At 69.1% G+C, this 14,395-nt stretch carries 12 protein-coding genes; 2 read left to right on the plus strand and 10 right to left on the minus strand.

The window, feature by feature from the left end; all coding sequences use genetic code 11:
• Positions 1 to 60: 60 nt before the first annotated feature.
• The 4 genes from LTI14_RS02460 to LTI14_RS02475 form a co-directional block, all read right to left on the minus strand.
• Positions 61 to 231 (minus strand): DUF3117 domain-containing protein, encoded by a 171-nt coding sequence (locus tag LTI14_RS02460; protein ID WP_084479395.1) that lies wholly within the window; start codon positions 229 to 231, stop codon positions 61 to 63.
• Positions 232 to 331: 100 nt separating this feature from the next.
• The gene (locus tag LTI14_RS02465; RefSeq protein ID WP_241475717.1) at positions 332 to 781 is read right to left on the minus strand and encodes a DivIVA domain-containing protein; all 450 of its coding nucleotides are present in this window, start codon (positions 779 to 781) and stop codon (positions 332 to 334) included.
• Between the two features lie 70 nt (positions 782 to 851).
• Complete coding sequence (locus LTI14_RS02470; RefSeq protein WP_241475718.1) at positions 852 to 1,778, minus strand: undecaprenyl-diphosphate phosphatase; 927 nt, start codon at positions 1,776 to 1,778, stop codon at positions 852 to 854.
• A complete protein-coding gene (locus tag LTI14_RS02475; protein ID WP_241475719.1) occupies positions 1,775 to 2,635 on the minus strand; it encodes an SIR2 family NAD-dependent protein deacylase in 861 nt (286 codons plus the stop codon). The genes LTI14_RS02470 and LTI14_RS02475 overlap by 4 nt, the downstream gene beginning before the upstream one ends.
• A 49-nt stretch (positions 2,636 to 2,684) precedes the next feature.
• Here LTI14_RS02475 and LTI14_RS02480 point away from each other — a divergent pair, with 49 nt between their 5' ends.
• Positions 2,685 to 3,317, plus strand: a complete 633-nt coding sequence (locus tag LTI14_RS02480) for a DUF4870 domain-containing protein (RefSeq protein WP_241463816.1) — start codon at positions 2,685 to 2,687, stop codon at positions 3,315 to 3,317.
• Between the two features lie 50 nt (positions 3,318 to 3,367).
• Here the strand turns inward: LTI14_RS02480 and LTI14_RS02485 are convergent, their stop codons facing one another.
• The 5 genes from LTI14_RS02485 to dnaG form a co-directional block, all read right to left on the minus strand.
• Positions 3,368 to 4,198, minus strand: a complete 831-nt coding sequence (locus tag LTI14_RS02485) for an ABC transporter permease (RefSeq protein ID WP_241475720.1) — start codon at positions 4,196 to 4,198, stop codon at positions 3,368 to 3,370.
• On the minus strand, positions 4,195 to 5,184 hold the full coding sequence (locus LTI14_RS02490; protein ID WP_241470185.1) for an ATP-binding cassette domain-containing protein: 990 nt from the start codon (positions 5,182 to 5,184) through the stop codon (positions 4,195 to 4,197). Before LTI14_RS02490 ends, LTI14_RS02485 begins: the two co-directional genes overlap by 4 nt.
• A gap of 121 nt (positions 5,185 to 5,305) precedes the next feature.
• Positions 5,306 to 7,510 (minus strand): prolyl oligopeptidase family serine peptidase, encoded by a 2,205-nt coding sequence (locus LTI14_RS02495; protein ID WP_241475721.1) that lies wholly within the window; start codon positions 7,508 to 7,510, stop codon positions 5,306 to 5,308.
• Between the two features lie 44 nt (positions 7,511 to 7,554).
• A complete protein-coding gene (locus tag LTI14_RS02500) occupies positions 7,555 to 10,260 on the minus strand; it encodes a phosphoenolpyruvate carboxylase (RefSeq protein ID WP_241463812.1) in 2,706 nt (901 codons plus the stop codon).
• 209 nt (positions 10,261 to 10,469) lie between these two features.
• The gene (gene dnaG, locus LTI14_RS02505) at positions 10,470 to 12,404 is read right to left on the minus strand and encodes a DNA primase (RefSeq protein ID WP_241470188.1); all 1,935 of its coding nucleotides are present in this window, start codon (positions 12,402 to 12,404) and stop codon (positions 10,470 to 10,472) included.
• Between the two features lie 133 nt (positions 12,405 to 12,537).
• Between dnaG and LTI14_RS02510 the strand changes: the two genes are divergently transcribed.
• On the plus strand, positions 12,538 to 13,035 hold the full coding sequence (locus LTI14_RS02510) for an aminoacyl-tRNA deacylase (protein ID WP_241463809.1): 498 nt from the start codon (positions 12,538 to 12,540) through the stop codon (positions 13,033 to 13,035).
• A gap of 31 nt (positions 13,036 to 13,066) precedes the next feature.
• Here LTI14_RS02510 and LTI14_RS02515 read toward each other — a convergent pair whose 3' ends face one another.
• Positions 13,067 to 14,389, minus strand: coding sequence for a deoxyguanosinetriphosphate triphosphohydrolase (locus LTI14_RS02515; protein WP_241475722.1), 1,323 nt, complete (start codon positions 14,387 to 14,389; stop codon positions 13,067 to 13,069).
• Positions 14,390 to 14,395 lie beyond the last annotated feature (6 nt).

Genomic DNA, 14,395 nt, shown 5'->3' on the forward strand with positions numbered 1-14,395 from the left:
GCGGGACGGACGATACAGTTCGGGCCGGTCGCGCTGTGCACGACCGGCCCGAACCGAAGCTCATTCTCCGACGGCCTTGATGAGGCACTGCTTGAGTGCCTGGGCCTCTTCATTGTTGATCTCCAGCACCAGACGGCCCCCTCCGTCGATCGGCACCCGCATGATCAGGCTGCGGCCCTCCTGAGTGACCTCCATCGGACCGTCGCCAGTGCGCGGTTTCATTGCAGCCATCGAGTGCATCCCTTCCGAAGTTCTCTAGCGTGCGTGTCCATGCCTGATGCAAAGATCCAGCGCCTGAACTGAATCTATTATCTCGCATCTGCGAGGAATGTCACTCCACCCGCGGAAATTCAGGTTTCGGATCGGCCTGCGAGGGCAGCCTTAGATCCTTGTCAGGCACGCCACGAGCGCGATCCGAGGGACCCGTGTCAGGTTCTACAGTGACTTGATACCTGCTTTCCTGGGGCTCGGACGGGGCCTCGGCCGCGCTCTGCGCCTGGTGCGACTGACCTCCTTGAAGCTCCCGAAGCTGCTGCCCGAGCGCATCGAGGAGCCGGTCCACCTGATCCATCCGGTATCCACGCACCGCAGAGTCGAGACGGACCTCCTGCAGGTCATCCGCGGTGATGTGCTTCTCGGCTCTGCGCCGCAGCAGATCATCCACATCGGACTCGCCCAGATCCGTCTCCTCTCTGGGCGCCGAAGCGCCGTCCCAGCGGCCCAGCAGGGCTGCCACCACCAGCGCGAGCAGGACCACGGCGAGCAGGTATAGCCAGAGCATGGGGTCAGCCTATCCCCCGCCCCCGGCGCGCAGCGCTGCGAGTTCGACGCTCGGAGCCCGGCCTCGAATCTCAGGGCTGCTGCAGGTTCAGCTGGTCCTGATCCAGGGGCAGCTCGTCCACCGGTGGGGCGTCGCTCATGTCGGGCTGGGTGATCAGCACGAACAGCGCCAGTCCCACCACGTAGACCGCGAAGATCTTGAAGTGCCCGCGGTAGAGCAGGCGCAGCACCATCCACAGGGCGCCGGCGCCGACGACGGCGGCCACCGCGAATCCCAGCGCGTAGTCCTGCCAGCTCAGGAACAGTCCACCTTCGAAGCTGCCCGGGTCGAGCAGGCCCAGCGACTGCAGCCCGGTGGCGGCGACGATCGTGGGAATCGCCACGAAGAAGCTGAACTGCGCCGCCAGGCGCCGGTGCATGCCCAGCGCCAGCGCCGCGGCGATGGTCAGCCCCGAGCGGCTCAGCCCTGGGAACAGCGCCGCCGCCTGGGCCAGGCCGATCACGACGGCGACCAGCACCGTCATCTGGGCGGCACCGCGCCAGGTGGTCTTCACCGAGTCCGACCACCACAGCACCGCGCCGGTGATCATCAGCATCACCGCCACCGCCCAGGGGGTGGCGAAGACGTCGGTGCCGTAGGCGCGGATGAGCAGTCCCAGGACCCCGGTGATGGCAGTGGTGAGCAGGCCCAGCAGCGCGAGCCGCAGGTGGATCAGGTGCCGCAGCGTCCGGCGTCGGCGCCAGAGCCCGAGCTCCCGCCAGATGCCTTTGACCAGCCGCTTGAGCGGTCGCCACATCACCACCGTGACGGAGACCATCGTGCCCAGGTGCACCACCAGGTTGTAGAGGATCATCTCCGGGGTGTCCGGGGAGGGCAGCGGCGACCCCTCGGCCGCCAACCATTGCTGCACCAGCACCAGGTGGCTGGAGGAGCTCACCGGAATGAACATGAACAGCCCCTGGATCGCTCCCAGGAGCACCGATTCCCACAGACTCATCGAGCGCGGCGCTCCACCGTCTCGTCGGTCCCATCCGATCCGTCCATCGCGTGCAGCGCCTCGCCGGTGACCGCCTGGACGAGGACCGGCAGAAGCGTCCCCGCCGGGCCGCGCAGCCGGTGGTGCATGGCGTCGCTGAGCTCGGTGGGCTCGGGATTGATCTCGATCAGCGGGGTCCCGCGCTCCATGCCGAGCAGCGGCAGCGAGGCCGCCGGCTGGACCAGCCCGGAGGTGCCCACGACCAGGATCAGGTCCGCGGCGCGCATCGCGTCCGCAGCGGCGTCGAACGCCTCCATCGGCAGCGGCTCGCCGAACCAGACCACTCCGGGCCGGATCAGCCCCTGCTCGCAGACCTCGCACAGCGGCGGATCCACTGGCTCTGCGGGCGCGGCGGCGCCGTCGTACTGGGGGGCCGCAAGTTCGGCGGGCGCATCGCATTCAGCGCAGCGGTGGGCCGTGATGCTTCCATGCAGATGCGCGAGGACCTCGGCGCCGGCACGTTCATGCAGGTCATCGACGTTCTGGGTCGCGATGCTCAGTCTGCCTCCGGCTCCGCCGAGCTGCCGCTGCCACTGCGCCAGGGCCTGATGTCCGGGGTTCGGCGAGACCTGTCGGATCAGCGCGGCGCGCCACCGGTACCAGGTGTGCACCAGGGCAGGGTCGCTCTCGAAGGCTTCCGGGGTGGCCAGGTCCTGGGCGGAGAAGCGTTCCCACAGGCCGGTCTGGACCTCGCGGAAGGTCGGCACGCCGGACTCGGCTGAGATCCCCGCGCCGCTGAAGACCGCCACGTGACGGGCGGCGCGTGCGAGGGCGAGGACGTCATCGGGAATGGGCGGAGCATCGGACTGATCACACATGTCCTCCACCGTATCGATCACAGCCGGTGAAGACTACGCTGTTCATCACGTGAGCGTTCTCGGTGAACCCCATGGCCCGGCACGCCCCGCCGACTTCGGAGGAATGATGAGTCAGCCCACCCACCCCTCAGGTGCAGATGGTGAATGGCAGCAGGGCCCCGACGGACAATGGCGCAAGGCGCCGCCGGAGCAGGACGCAGCCGGAGGTCCGGTGCCGCCGGCCCAGGCGCCTCCCGGCCAGGCTCCACCGGCCCAGACCTCCCCGGGCCAGGTTCCTCCCGGCCAGGCGCCTCCTGGCAGCGGATCGGGTGCCGCGGGCGGTCCTGCAGCTCGACCCGCTGCTCAGCCCGGGGTGCCGGTGGGTGCGGGCGAGGAGCAGGGCTGGGGCGTGGCGATGCACCTGGGCGGGGTCTTTCTCTCCTGGCTGGTGCCCCTGGTGCTGTGGCTGGTGTTCCGCGAGCGCAGCCGGATGCTCGATGATCACGGCAAGGAGGCGCTGAACTTCCAGATCACCTTGTTCATCGCCTATATCGTCGGCGCGGCCACGACGATCATCCTGATCGGCTTCCTGATCCTGTTCCTGGCCTGGGTGCTCTCCGTGGTGTTCAGCATCTTGGCCGCGATCGCCGCCTACAATCGTCGGCCCTACCGCTACCCGCTGACGATCCGCTTCATCAAGTGAGCCTGCTCCAGGTGAGCTGACCCAGCCGGTCCCGCAGAAGCTCAGCCGGATCAGCTCTTGCGGTTGTAGAAGTACATCGAGAGCGGGCCGAAGACCCCGATCAGCACCGCGCAGTAGACCAGCACCAGGGTGACGCTGGAGAACTGTCCGACGCCGGCCATGAGCTCACGGATCGCGGTCACCACGACCGAGACCGGGTTGACCTCGACCGCACTCTGCAGCCAGCTCGGCATCGTGGCGGGGTCCACGAAGATGTTCGAGGCGAAGGTCAGCGGCATCATGATGAACATCGAGATGCCCATCGCGGCCTGTTCGGTGCGCACCAGCAGCGAGATCACCGTCCAGACCCAGGAGAGGCTGAAGCTGAAGACCAGCAGCAGCACGAAGGCCATCAGCACCCCGACCATGCCGCCCTCGGGCCGGAAGCCCATCAGGAAGCCCACGCCCAGGATGATGGTGCCGGCGAGGACATAGCGGACCTGGTCTCCCAGCAGCGCGCCCACCAGCTGAGCCGGGCGCCAGGTGGGCAGCGAGCGGAACCGGTCGAAGACACCTTTGGAGATGTCGCGGTTCAGCGTCAGGCCGGTGTACATGGTGATCATGATCATCGTCTGCACGAAGATCCCGGGGATCAGCCACTGCACGTAGCCGTCCACCGATCCGGCGATCGCTCCGCCGAAGATGTAGGTGAACATCACGGTCATCATGATCGGGAAGACGGTGACGTCGAAGAGCTGCTCGGGGATGTGTTTGATCTTCAGCAGCGCCCGCCACCCGTAGGTCAGCGAGGCGCTGACCGCGCCCGCCGGGGCTGGTCGTTGATCTGCCGGGACCAGGACGCTCCTGATCCGCTGGTTCTGGTCCTGCGCCGTGGTGGTCACGCCGCCTCCTCCTGTGCGTCTGCGGTCGCGCCGTCAGTCGCCTCGGGTGCTGTCTTGTGGCCGGTCAGGGCGAGGAACACCTCGTCCAGGCTGGGCTGGCCCAGCGCGAAGGTCTCCACCGCGAGCGCGGAGTCCTGCAGCGCGATGAGCGCGGCGGCCGCGCGGGACTCGTCTTCGAGTCGGACGGTGAGCGCCGCCGGGTCTGATTCGCGCAGGACCTCGGCCAGCAGGGTGCGGCCGAGGATCGCGGCGGCCTCTTCACGGCGGGCCGGGTCGGCCACCCGGACCTTCAGCGCGCCGGTGCCGACCTGGGCCTTGAGCTGCCCGGGGGTTCCTTCGGCGATCACCTTGCCGGTGTCGATGACCGCGATCCGATCAGCGAGCTGATCGGCCTCCTCCAGGTGCTGGGTGGTGAGCAGGATCGTGGTGCCGCCCGCCACCAGGGTTCGGATGATGTCCCAGACCTGGTTGCGGCTGCGCGGATCGATCCCGGTGGTGGGTTCGTCCAGGAACATCAGCTGCGGGGTCACGATGAGCGAGCCTGCGATGTCGAGGCGGCGGCGCATGCCTCCGGAGTACTTCTTGACCTGCCGGGCGGCCGCCTCGGTGAGGCCGAAGGCATCGAGCAGCGTCATTCCGCGGACCTTGGCCTGGCGGGCGTTGTAGCCGAGCAGCCGGCCCAGCAGCATCAGGTTCTCGATCCCGGTGAGATCCTCATCGAGGGAGGCGAACTGGCCGGTGAGCGCGATCTTCTCACGGATCGCCTTGGGCTCGGTGAAGACGTCGTGGCCCAGCACCCGGGCCTCCCCCGCGTCGGGGCGCAACAACGTGGCCAGCATCCGGATCGCCGTCGTCTTCCCGGCCCCGTTGGGGCCGAGCACGCCGTAGATGCCGCCCTGGGCGATGTCCAAGTCGATGCCGTCCACCGCGGCGGTGGAGCCGAACCGTTTGACCAGCCCGCGCGTTTCAATGGCTGGCACACTCATGCGCAGCGATCCCCCTGGAAATGGTGCTGAGAAGCTCGATGTGATCAGCTCGCCGCTGCACGCGGCGAAGCCCGATTTCACGGCTCCAGTCTAGTCCGCCGCCGGCGCAGGGGAACCCCTCTCAGCCCAGCTGCTGCCAGAGCCAGCGGTAGATCAGCGCATTCATCATCGCCTGCTGCGCGGGGTTCGCCGCGCCGCCGTGGCCGCCCTCGGTGTTCTCCCAATAGGTGACATCGGCGCCGAGCTCCTCCAGGGCCGCAGTCATCTTCCGGGCGTGCCCGGGGTGCACCCGGTCATCACGGGTGGAGGTGGTCAGCAGCACCGGCGGGTAGTCCACGCCCTCGCTGACCAGGTGGTAGGGCGAGAAGCTCTGCATGAACTCCCAGTCGGCGGTCTCCGGGTCGCCGTACTCCGCGCGCCAGGAGGCCCCGGCGAGCAGCTGGGCGAACCGGCGCATGTCCAGCAGCGGCACCTGGATTACCACCGCACCGAAGAGCTCGGGATACTTCGCGAGCATGTTGCCGGTGAGCAGTCCGCCGTTGGAGCCGCCGCGGCAGGCGAGCTTCTGAACCGTGGTCACCCCGGTGCGCACCAGGTCCCGCGCGACCGCGGCGAAGTCCTCGTAGGCGCGATGCCGGTTCTCCTTCAGCGCGGCGTGGTGCCAGCCGGGACCGTATTCACCGCCGCCGCGGATATTGGCCACCGCGAAGACTCCGCCGGCCTCCAGCCAGGCCTTGCCGGCCAGCCCGAGGTAGCTCGGGGTCTGTGAGATCTGGAACCCGCCGTAGCCGTAGAGGATCGTCGGGTGCGGCTCCGGTCCGGCGATCTGGGCGGCGCCAGGAACCGTCTCGGGGTCGGCGGCCTCCACCGCCTGGACGGCGTCGGCCCGGCCGATCAGGAAGTACGGGATGCGGGTGCCGTCGGCGCTGGTGGCGAAGCTCTGCACCGAGGCGAGACCGTCGGAGTCGAAGCGTTCGGGCGCCTGTTTGATCAGCTCCAGCGACGCCGGCGCGCCGGTGCGCAGACCCTCCAGGGTGCCGCGGTAGAGGCTGGTGGGGGTGACCCAGTCGTTGCTGGTGACCCAGACCTCCTCGGACTCCTCCTCGTCCACCGCTGCCACGCCGAGGGACCCGTGGAGCTCGCCGAAGACGGCGCTGGCCCGCCATCGGCCGGCCTCGCACCAATGCGCCTCGACCCGGTGGATCACGTCTTCCATGATCGTCACCAGGATGGTCTCACGGGTGACCGTCACGTCCAGCAGCGCGGCCGACTCGGTGGGTTCGAAGAGCACCCGCAGCTCGGGCTCCCCGGCGATGAACTGCTCGGCGTCGCCGACGATCAGGCTGCCGCCGCGGTAGGCCACGCCGTGGTGGGTGAAGTCGGTGCGCGGGCGCAGCACGATCAGGTCCCGGTGAAAGCCCACGGAGACGTCGGTGGGCACCTCGATCAGCGTCATCGCGTCCTGCGCGGAGGGATCGATCAGGTATGTCTCACGGTCGTAGAAGCCCAGCAGCCTCACCCCGAAGTGCCGCTCGAATCCGGGGGTGCTGTCGAAGCCTGCGACGGCGGTCATATGGTCCGTCTCGACGCTGAGCACCGCCTGAGCGTCGGCGAGCTTGGTGCCGCGATGCCAGCGGCGGGCCACCCGCGGGTAGCCGGAGCTGGTGACCGCATCGGCGCCGTCGTCGTGGGTGAGATAGACGGTGTCGGCGTCGATCCAGCTCAGCCCGCCCTTCCCCTGCGGACGGTGGAACCCGCCCTCGGACTCCGGGATGAAGCGCCGGGTCACCAGGTCGAATTCACGGGTCACGTCGGCGTCGGAGCCGCCCGGAGACAGCGAGATCAGGGTGTGCCGCCACGGGTTCGTGGCAGGCTGGCCGGCGGTGTCGGCTGGCGGGCTCTGCCCACCGGCGCCGCGCGGGCGCAGCACCTCGGCGCCGTGCCAGACCCAGGTGACGCCCTCCTCGGCGCTGAGCGCGTCCAGATCCAGCAGGACCTCCCAGTCGGGGGTCGAGCTGCGGTAGGAGTCCTCAGTGGTGCGCCGCCACAGGCCCTGCGGGTGCTCGGCGTCGGTCCAGAAGTTATAGAGGTGCTCTCCGCGCTTGGTCACCCCGGGGATCCGGTCCGAGGCGTCGAGGATCTCGCGAAGCTCGGTGCGCAGCGGATCGAACGCCTCGTCCTGGATGCGCTCCTCGGCCCGGGCGTTGCGCTGATGCACCCACGCAAGCGCCCGCTCCCCGGTGACCTCCTCGAGCCAGAGATGCGGATCGGCCTGCGCCGGATCGAGGTCGGGACTGATCAGGGGTTTCACCGAGGGGACTGTCATCCCCCAATCCTAGCCACCTGCGTCGTGCCGCGGCTCTGCCGAGATCAGCCGGTGTTCTGCAGGCCGGCGGCCACGCCCTTGAGCGTGATCAGCAGCAGGTTGCGCGGATCATCGATCTGATCATCGGCCAGCTTGCCCGAGCGCAGCACCCGCAGGGCGCGCAGCTGGATCAGCGAGAGCGCATCCACATAGGGGTTGCGCAGCTGCACCGCCCGGCCGAGGACCTGGTGTTTCTCCAGCAGCCGCCGCTGGTCGGTGATCGCGAGCACCCATTTGGAGGTCAGGTCGAACTCCTCGAGCACCACCGCGGTGAGGTCCTCGCGGTCCCCCAGCGCCAGGTACCGCTCGGCGATGCGCCGGTCGGTCTTGGCCAGGGACATCTCGATGTTGTCGATCAGCGCGCGGAACAGCGGCCATTCGGCGTAGGCCTGGCGCAGCTGCGCAAGGTCCTGCACCGATTCCAGCGCGCTGCCCAGCCCGTACCAGCCGGTGAGGTTGATCCGGGCCTGGCCCCAGGCGAAGTTCCACGGGATCGCGCGCAGGTCTTCGAGGGATTCCACCGAGAGTCCGCGCTTGGCCGGGCGGGAGCCGATGGCGAGCAGCCCGACCTCGTCCTGCGGGGTCACCTCGGCGAACCAGGGCGCGAAGCCCTCGGCGTTGACCAGGCCGTGGAAGCGTTCCCGGGAGACGGCGTCCATCTTCTCGGCGAGTCCGGCGTAGCGCCGGGCGGCCTCGGCGTTGCGGCGTTCGGTCGAGGGTGCCGAGGCCATCAGCGTGGCGGCGGCGACCTGCTCGATGTGGCGCAGCGCGATCTCCGGGTTGCCGTAGCGGGCGGAGATGACCTCCCCCTGTTCGGTGACCTTGAAGCGCAGATCCACCGAGTGCGGGGGCTGCGCGAGGATCGCCCGGTTCGCAGGTCCGCCGCCGCGGCCCAGCGCGCCGCCGCGACCGTGGAACTGGGTCAGCGTGATCTCGTGCTTGATCCCCCAGGCGGAGATCTTCTCCTGCGCCTCATAGAGCGCGAGGGTGGCGGAGACCGGGCCGACGTCCTTGGCGGAGTCGGAGTAGCCCAGCATGACCTCCATGCGCCGGCCGGTCTGCTCCAGCCGGGCCTGCACGGCCGGGTTGGTCAGCATCTCCTCGAGGATCTGCGGGGCGTTGCGCAGGTCCTCATAGGTCTCGAAGAGCGGGATGACGTCGAGCACCGGGGCGTTCTCGGGTCCGCCGAGCGCCTTCTCGGCGAGGGTGTAGACATCGGCGAGGTTCTGCGCGGACTGGGTGAAGGAGACGATGTAGCGCCGAGCGGCGTCGACTCCGTAGCGCTGCTGCACCGAGGCGATCGCGCGGAAGGTCTCCAGCACCTCCTCGCCCGGCACGGCCATCTTCTCCACCGAATCGGGGTCCTCGAGCCAGGCCAGGGTCTGGGCGTGCACCTTGGAGTGCTGGCGGACCTCGAGCTCGGCGAGGTGGAAGCCGAAGGTCTGGACCTGCCAGATCAGCTCCTGCAGGTCACCGTAGGCGGCCCGGTTCGCGCCGGCCTCCACGAGGGAGTCCTGCACCACCCGCAGGTCCGCGATCAGCTCTGCGGGCACGGCGTAGGCCAGATCGGCGTTGCGCTCCCGGGTGGCCTGGATCCGTCCGGTGATGGCGAGCAGCACCTGGCGGTGCGGCTCTCCCGGGGAATGCTGGGAGGCCTGCTCGGCGAGCTCCTCGGAGAGCTGGCGCTGCCGGTTCCACAGCGCATCGAGCTTGCGGCTCGGCGGGGTGTAGCGGTCATCGAGGGTCAGCGACATCCCGGTGCGGCGGGACCGATCTTCCAAGTCGGCCAGGACCCGGTCGGCGGCCTGGGCCACGGCCTTGCGGGTGATCGTGGCGGTGACGTTGGGGTTGCCGTCCCGGTCTCCGGCGATCCACGAGCCCAGCCGGATGAAGGCCGGCGCCTTGGGCGCCTGCGCGCCGGAGTCCTCGCCCTGGAGCCAGTCGTCCATCCGGCGGTAGGCCTGGATGAACACCGAGGAGAAGGAGGAGTCGAAGATCCCCAGCGCGGTGCGCACCTCGTCCAGCGGTGAGGGGCTGGAGACGCGCAGCTGCGCGGTGCGCCACATGTTGTCGATCTCTTCGAGGAGCTCGCGCCGGTTCTTGGCCAGCTCTGTGAAGCCGATCCGCGGATCATCGCGCACGTCGAGCAGCGCTCCGATGCGGCGCACCGAGGCGGTGATCGCGTTGCGGCGGGCCTCGGTGGGGTGGGCGGTGAGCACCGGGTGGAAGCGCAGCTCCTTGAGCCGGCGCTCAGCCTCGCGCTCGCCGACCTCTTCGGCGAGGTGGGTGAACGCGGCGGCCACCGAATCTGAGGGCTGCTGCTGGGCGAGCGGCAGCTCGCCGTCACGGGTGCGCAGGGTCCGCACGCGGTGCTGCTCCTCGGCGAGGTTCGCCAGCAGGAAGTAGGAGGTGAACGCGCGGGCGACCTCTTTGGCCCTCTCGGCGGAGAAGGAGGAGACCAGCTCCTCGGCGCGCTCCAGGATCTCGCCGCTGGAGTCCTCCAGTGCCGCGATGGTCAGTTCGCGCAGCGCCTCGACGTCGGCGAGCAGACCCTCGGAGCCGTATTCCTGGAGGACCTGGCCGAGCAGGCCGCCGAGCAGGCTGACGTCGCGGCGCATCGCCTCGGGCACCTCATGGGTGGCTTCGACGCGGGTGACGCTGCCGGTGGCCGGCGAGCTCGCCTGCGCGGGGACAGGTGTTTCCTGGGGCATGTGAATCTCCTTCTCGGATGCTTCACGTGACCCCATCGTCACGCTGATGAACTTGTCCTGCTGCTGCACTTCATCGAACTCTGAACCGCAGGGACTGCTGTGGCGCCCCGACGTGGCGGCGCTCACTGTGTCTGGGGCAACACGTTATCAAGACTGGTGGCGGCTTCGAAGTCCGGTGCTGCCGGGCCACGGTTCACAGAACGTCAGGCTCAGCCCCATTCGGCCTCCCGCAGCGAACGACGCCGACGCTCCAGCTCCATCAGCTCACGGTTCAGCGCCTGGTGCTCCTCTGGGTTGTGGGAGGCGTCCATGCGCTGGAGCCGGCCCAGCAGATTGGCCTTCTGGTGGGTGATCTTGAGCTCCACCAGCCGGTTGAGGATGGACTGGCAGTACTTCTCCAGATGCTCGTCGCTGTTGGTGGGCAGCGAGGTGACGGCCAGCTCGGAGACGAAGGACTTGATCGGTTCCGGCACCTCGTCGCGCACCGCCTGGACCCAGTTGCGCGGATCCGAGGCGGAGGCCGCGGCGATCCGCACGCCGTCGTGGATGGCCTGGTGCACCGGTGCGGTGAAGCGCACCGTGAAGATCTCCTCCCACTGCTCCGCGGTCAGATGGGTGGGGTGCTGCAGGATCACCTCCAGCGCCTGACGCTCCATGAGCACCGCCGGGTCGCGGGTGTCCGGGCGCGGATAGCCCGGCGCGCTGCGGCGCAGCTGCTCCCCGTCCGGTTCGCCCTGACGCTGATTCCCCTGCCGCTGACTGCCTGTGCCCTGGCTGTTCGCGGCGGCCTTCTCGGCCTCCTGATGGGGTGAGGGCTGGTGCTTCTGCGCGTAGGCCACCGCCCGGGCGACGTCGTCCATCTCGGCTCCCAGCCAGCCGGCCAGTTCGCGGGTGTAGGCCGGGCGCAGCGCCGGGTCCTTGATCGCGCCGACGATCGGGGCGGTGGCGCGCAGCGCGCCGACCCTGCCCTCGATGGTGTTCAGGTCGAATTCACGCAGCTTCGCCCGGATCGCAAACTCGAAGAGCGGGGTCTTGGAGCTGATCAGCTCGCGCACCGCCTCATCGCCGCGGTGCTGACGGATGTCACAGGGGTCCATGCCTTCGGGGCCCACGGCGATGAAGGTCTTGGCGAGGAACATGTGGTCCTCCTTGAACGCCTTCAGCGCGGCCTGCTGGCCGGCCGCATCACCGTCGAAGGTGAAGATCACCTCGCCCACGCCGCCCTCGTCGGAGATCAGCCGGCGCGCGATCCTGATGTGGCCCTCGCCGAAGGCGGTGCCGCAGGTCGCGACCGCGGTCTCCACCCCTGCCACGTGACAGGCCATGACGTCGGTGTAGCCCTCCACGACCACCAGCTGGCGCTGCTTGGCGACGTGACGCTTGGCGTGTTCGATCCCGTAGAGCACCTGCGACTTCTTATAGATCGCGGTCTCGGGCGAGTTCAGGTATTTCGGGCCCTTGTCGTCCTCGTAGAGGTGGCGGCCGCCGAAGCCCACAGTGTTGCCGGTCATATTGCGGATCGGCCACATCAGCCGGCCGCGGAAGCGGTCGTAGATCCCGCGTCCGCCGGAGGAGAACATCCCGGTCTCGGTGAGCTCCTCGTCGGAGAAGCCCTTGGAGCGCAGGTGTTTGAGCAGGTTGTCCCATCCTTTGGGGGCGTAGCCCACGGAGAACTGGGCGGCGTGTTCGCGGGTGAAGCCGCGCCCGGTGAGCATCTCGCGGGCGGTCTGCGCCTCGGGGCTCTGCAGCGCGGCCTGGAAGAACTCGTCCGCGATCTTGTGCGCGTCCAGCAGCCGCTGCCGGCGCCCGACCTCCGCCTTGTCCGGGCCCTTGCCGCCGTCCTCGTAGCGCAGCTCGATGCCCATTCGTCCGGCGAGCTTCTCCACGGTCTCCTGGAAGCTGGTGTGCTCCATGCCCATCAGGAACGCGATCACGTCACCGGACTCTCCGCAGCCGAAACAGTGGAAGGTGCCGACCTGCGGGCGGATGTGGAAGCTCGGTGAGCGCTCGTCGTGGAAGGGGCAGAGGCCCTTCCAGGAGCCGATGCCGGCACCCCTGAGCGTCACGTACTGCTCGACCACCTCGCGAAGGTCTGCGCGCTCACGGACGGCGTCGATGTCTTCGCGTTTGATCAGTCCGGCCATGGCTCTAATCTACTCGGCACGGCCAAATGCCGAGCGGGTGTTCCCGGCCCTGTGGAGGGTGCCGGGGACTGATGCTCGGGAGTGCGCAGGTGGTGGCGCGGCGGAGCGGACCAAGTCTGGCTAGGCTGGGATCATGACTGAGCTTTCCGGACGTGAGCGTGTGCAGGCCGACGCCGATTCCCGCGCGGTGACCCTTGAATTCGTCCAGCGCGGACCCTCCTCCTCGCTGGAGGAGGCCGCCGAGAACCTCGGGGTCGCGCCGCGGGAGATCGTGAAGACCCTCGTCGCCAAGGCCAAGCTCACCCAGTCCGCCACCGAGCACAGCTACGTGGTGGCGCTGATCCCCGGGGACAAGCAGGTGGACTGGGCGAAGCTGCGCAGGCTGGCCGGGATGAAGAAGATGTCGATGACCGCGCCGGACGAGGCCGTGGCGGCCACCGGGTATCACCCCGGCACCATCACCCCCTTCGGCGCCCGCACCCCCGAGGGACAGGTGTGGCCGGTCTACGCGGATGAATCGATCTCCGGGCGGATCGCCATGGGAGCCGGGGAACCAGATCTCAACCTCTTCGTGGAGGCCGCCGAGCTGTTCGAGGCCTTCGACGTCGTCGTCGGCGACATCGGGAAGTAACACCCCACCTCCCGCGTCGAGGGGCGGAGGATCAGGCGAAGAGGCGGTTGAAGACCGGGCGGCCGTGGACCAGGGTGGCGTACCACTCGAGCGCCGCACCGTCGGTGAGTGAGGCGATCTGGTCGATGATCGCGCGCTGCCGGGCAGCCTCATCGGAGGCGTCGTGGAAGTCGGCCTGGAAGGGCGGCTCGAGGAACTGGTCCCCGGTCTCGGTCAGCAGCCCGTGCAGGCCCTCGATGACCTCGCGCTGGCGGGCGTAGACCGGCTTCTGCTCGCGTGAGGCCATGATGTAGGTCGCGGCGATGCCCTTCATCAGCGAGACCTCCTCCAGCGTCTCCACCGGCACCACCAGGTCGGCCTCGTGGCGGACCAGCGGACGGTCCCCGTAGACCTCGCGGGTGGCGGTGAAGATGGCGTGGCAGAACCTGCCGATCAGCTCGCTGGTCATGTTCTTCAGCGCTGCCAGCGCCTGGCGGGAGCCGTCGGACTCCCCCACCCAGGCACCGGCGGAGGAGAGCCGCTCGAGCGCGGCCTCGATCCGCGCCGGGTCGGTCTCGGGCAGGTACCACTCGTGGGTGGTCTGGACCACGCGGCGGCGCTGCAGCGGGTCGGCGAGGAACTTCAGCTGGAACCGGCCGTTGACCACGCCGTCCTCGATGTCATGCACCGAGTAGGCGATGTCGTCCGCGGCGTCCATCACCTGGGCCTCCATGGACTGGCGTCGGCCCTCGACGCCCTGTCGGATCCAGTCGAAGACCTCGACGTCGTCCTCATAGGCGCCGAACTTCTGGCTGCGGCTGCCGTCGGGCAGGGCCGGAGCCTCATGGGCGCGCCAGGGGTATTTCACCGCGGCGTCGAGGGAGGCGCGGGTGAGATTGAGCCCGGCCGAGCGGCCGTCGGGGTGGAAGCGCTTCGTCTCCAGCCGGGTCAGCAGCCGCAGCGTCTGCGCGTTGCCCTCGAACCCGCCGTGGGGTGCGGCGAGGTCGTTGAGCACGGTCTCCCCGTTGTGCCCGAAGGGCGGGTGGCCCAGGTCGTGGGAGAGGCAGGCGGCGTCGACGACGTCGGGGTCACAGCCCAGCAGCCGGCCGAGGTCCCGGCCCACCTGGGCGACCTCCAGCGAGTGGGTCAGCCGGGTGCGGGAGAAGTCGTCGACGTCGGGCGAGACGACCTGGGTCTTCGCGCCGAGCCGGCGCAGCGCCGAGGAGTGCAGCAGCCTGGCCCGGTCGCGCTCGAAGCTGGAGCGGTAGACGGACTTGCCGTGTTCGGGCACCCAGCGGGCCTCGTCGGCCTCGGTGTATCCCGGTCGCAGGGCGGCGTATCCGCCCTCCACCCGCTCCACGTTCTGCGCAGTCATGGGGTC

The sequence above is a fragment of the Nesterenkonia sp. YGD6 genome (assembly GCF_022565895.1).
Classification (GTDB): domain Bacteria; phylum Actinomycetota; class Actinomycetes; order Actinomycetales; family Micrococcaceae; genus Nesterenkonia.

Excerpts from the sequence above, each read along its gene's own strand:
- LTI14_RS02470 (WP_241475718.1), bottom strand. The coding sequence starts at position 1,778 with ATGAGTCTGTGGGAATCGGTGCTCCTGGGAGCGATCCAGGGGCTGTTC.
- LTI14_RS02500 (WP_241463812.1), bottom strand. The coding sequence starts at position 10,260 with ATGCCCCAGGAAACACCTGTCCCCGCGCAGGCGAGCTCGCCGGCCACC.
- LTI14_RS02510 (WP_241463809.1), top strand. The coding sequence starts at position 12,538 with ATGACTGAGCTTTCCGGACGTGAGCGTGTGCAGGCCGACGCCGATTCC.
- LTI14_RS02460 (WP_084479395.1), bottom strand. The coding sequence starts at position 231 with ATGGCTGCAATGAAACCGCGCACTGGCGACGGTCCGATGGAGGTCACT.
- LTI14_RS02475 (WP_241475719.1), bottom strand. The coding sequence starts at position 2,635 with ATGTGTGATCAGTCCGATGCTCCGCCCATTCCCGATGACGTCCTCGCC.
- dnaG (WP_241470188.1), bottom strand. The coding sequence starts at position 12,404 with ATGGCCGGACTGATCAAACGCGAAGACATCGACGCCGTCCGTGAGCGC.
- LTI14_RS02465 (WP_241475717.1), bottom strand. The coding sequence starts at position 781 with ATGCTCTGGCTATACCTGCTCGCCGTGGTCCTGCTCGCGCTGGTGGTG.
- LTI14_RS02495 (WP_241475721.1), bottom strand. The coding sequence starts at position 7,510 with ATGACAGTCCCCTCGGTGAAACCCCTGATCAGTCCCGACCTCGATCCG.
- LTI14_RS02515 (WP_241475722.1), bottom strand. The coding sequence starts at position 14,389 with ATGACTGCGCAGAACGTGGAGCGGGTGGAGGGCGGATACGCCGCCCTG.
- LTI14_RS02490 (WP_241470185.1), bottom strand. The coding sequence starts at position 5,184 with ATGAGTGTGCCAGCCATTGAAACGCGCGGGCTGGTCAAACGGTTCGGC.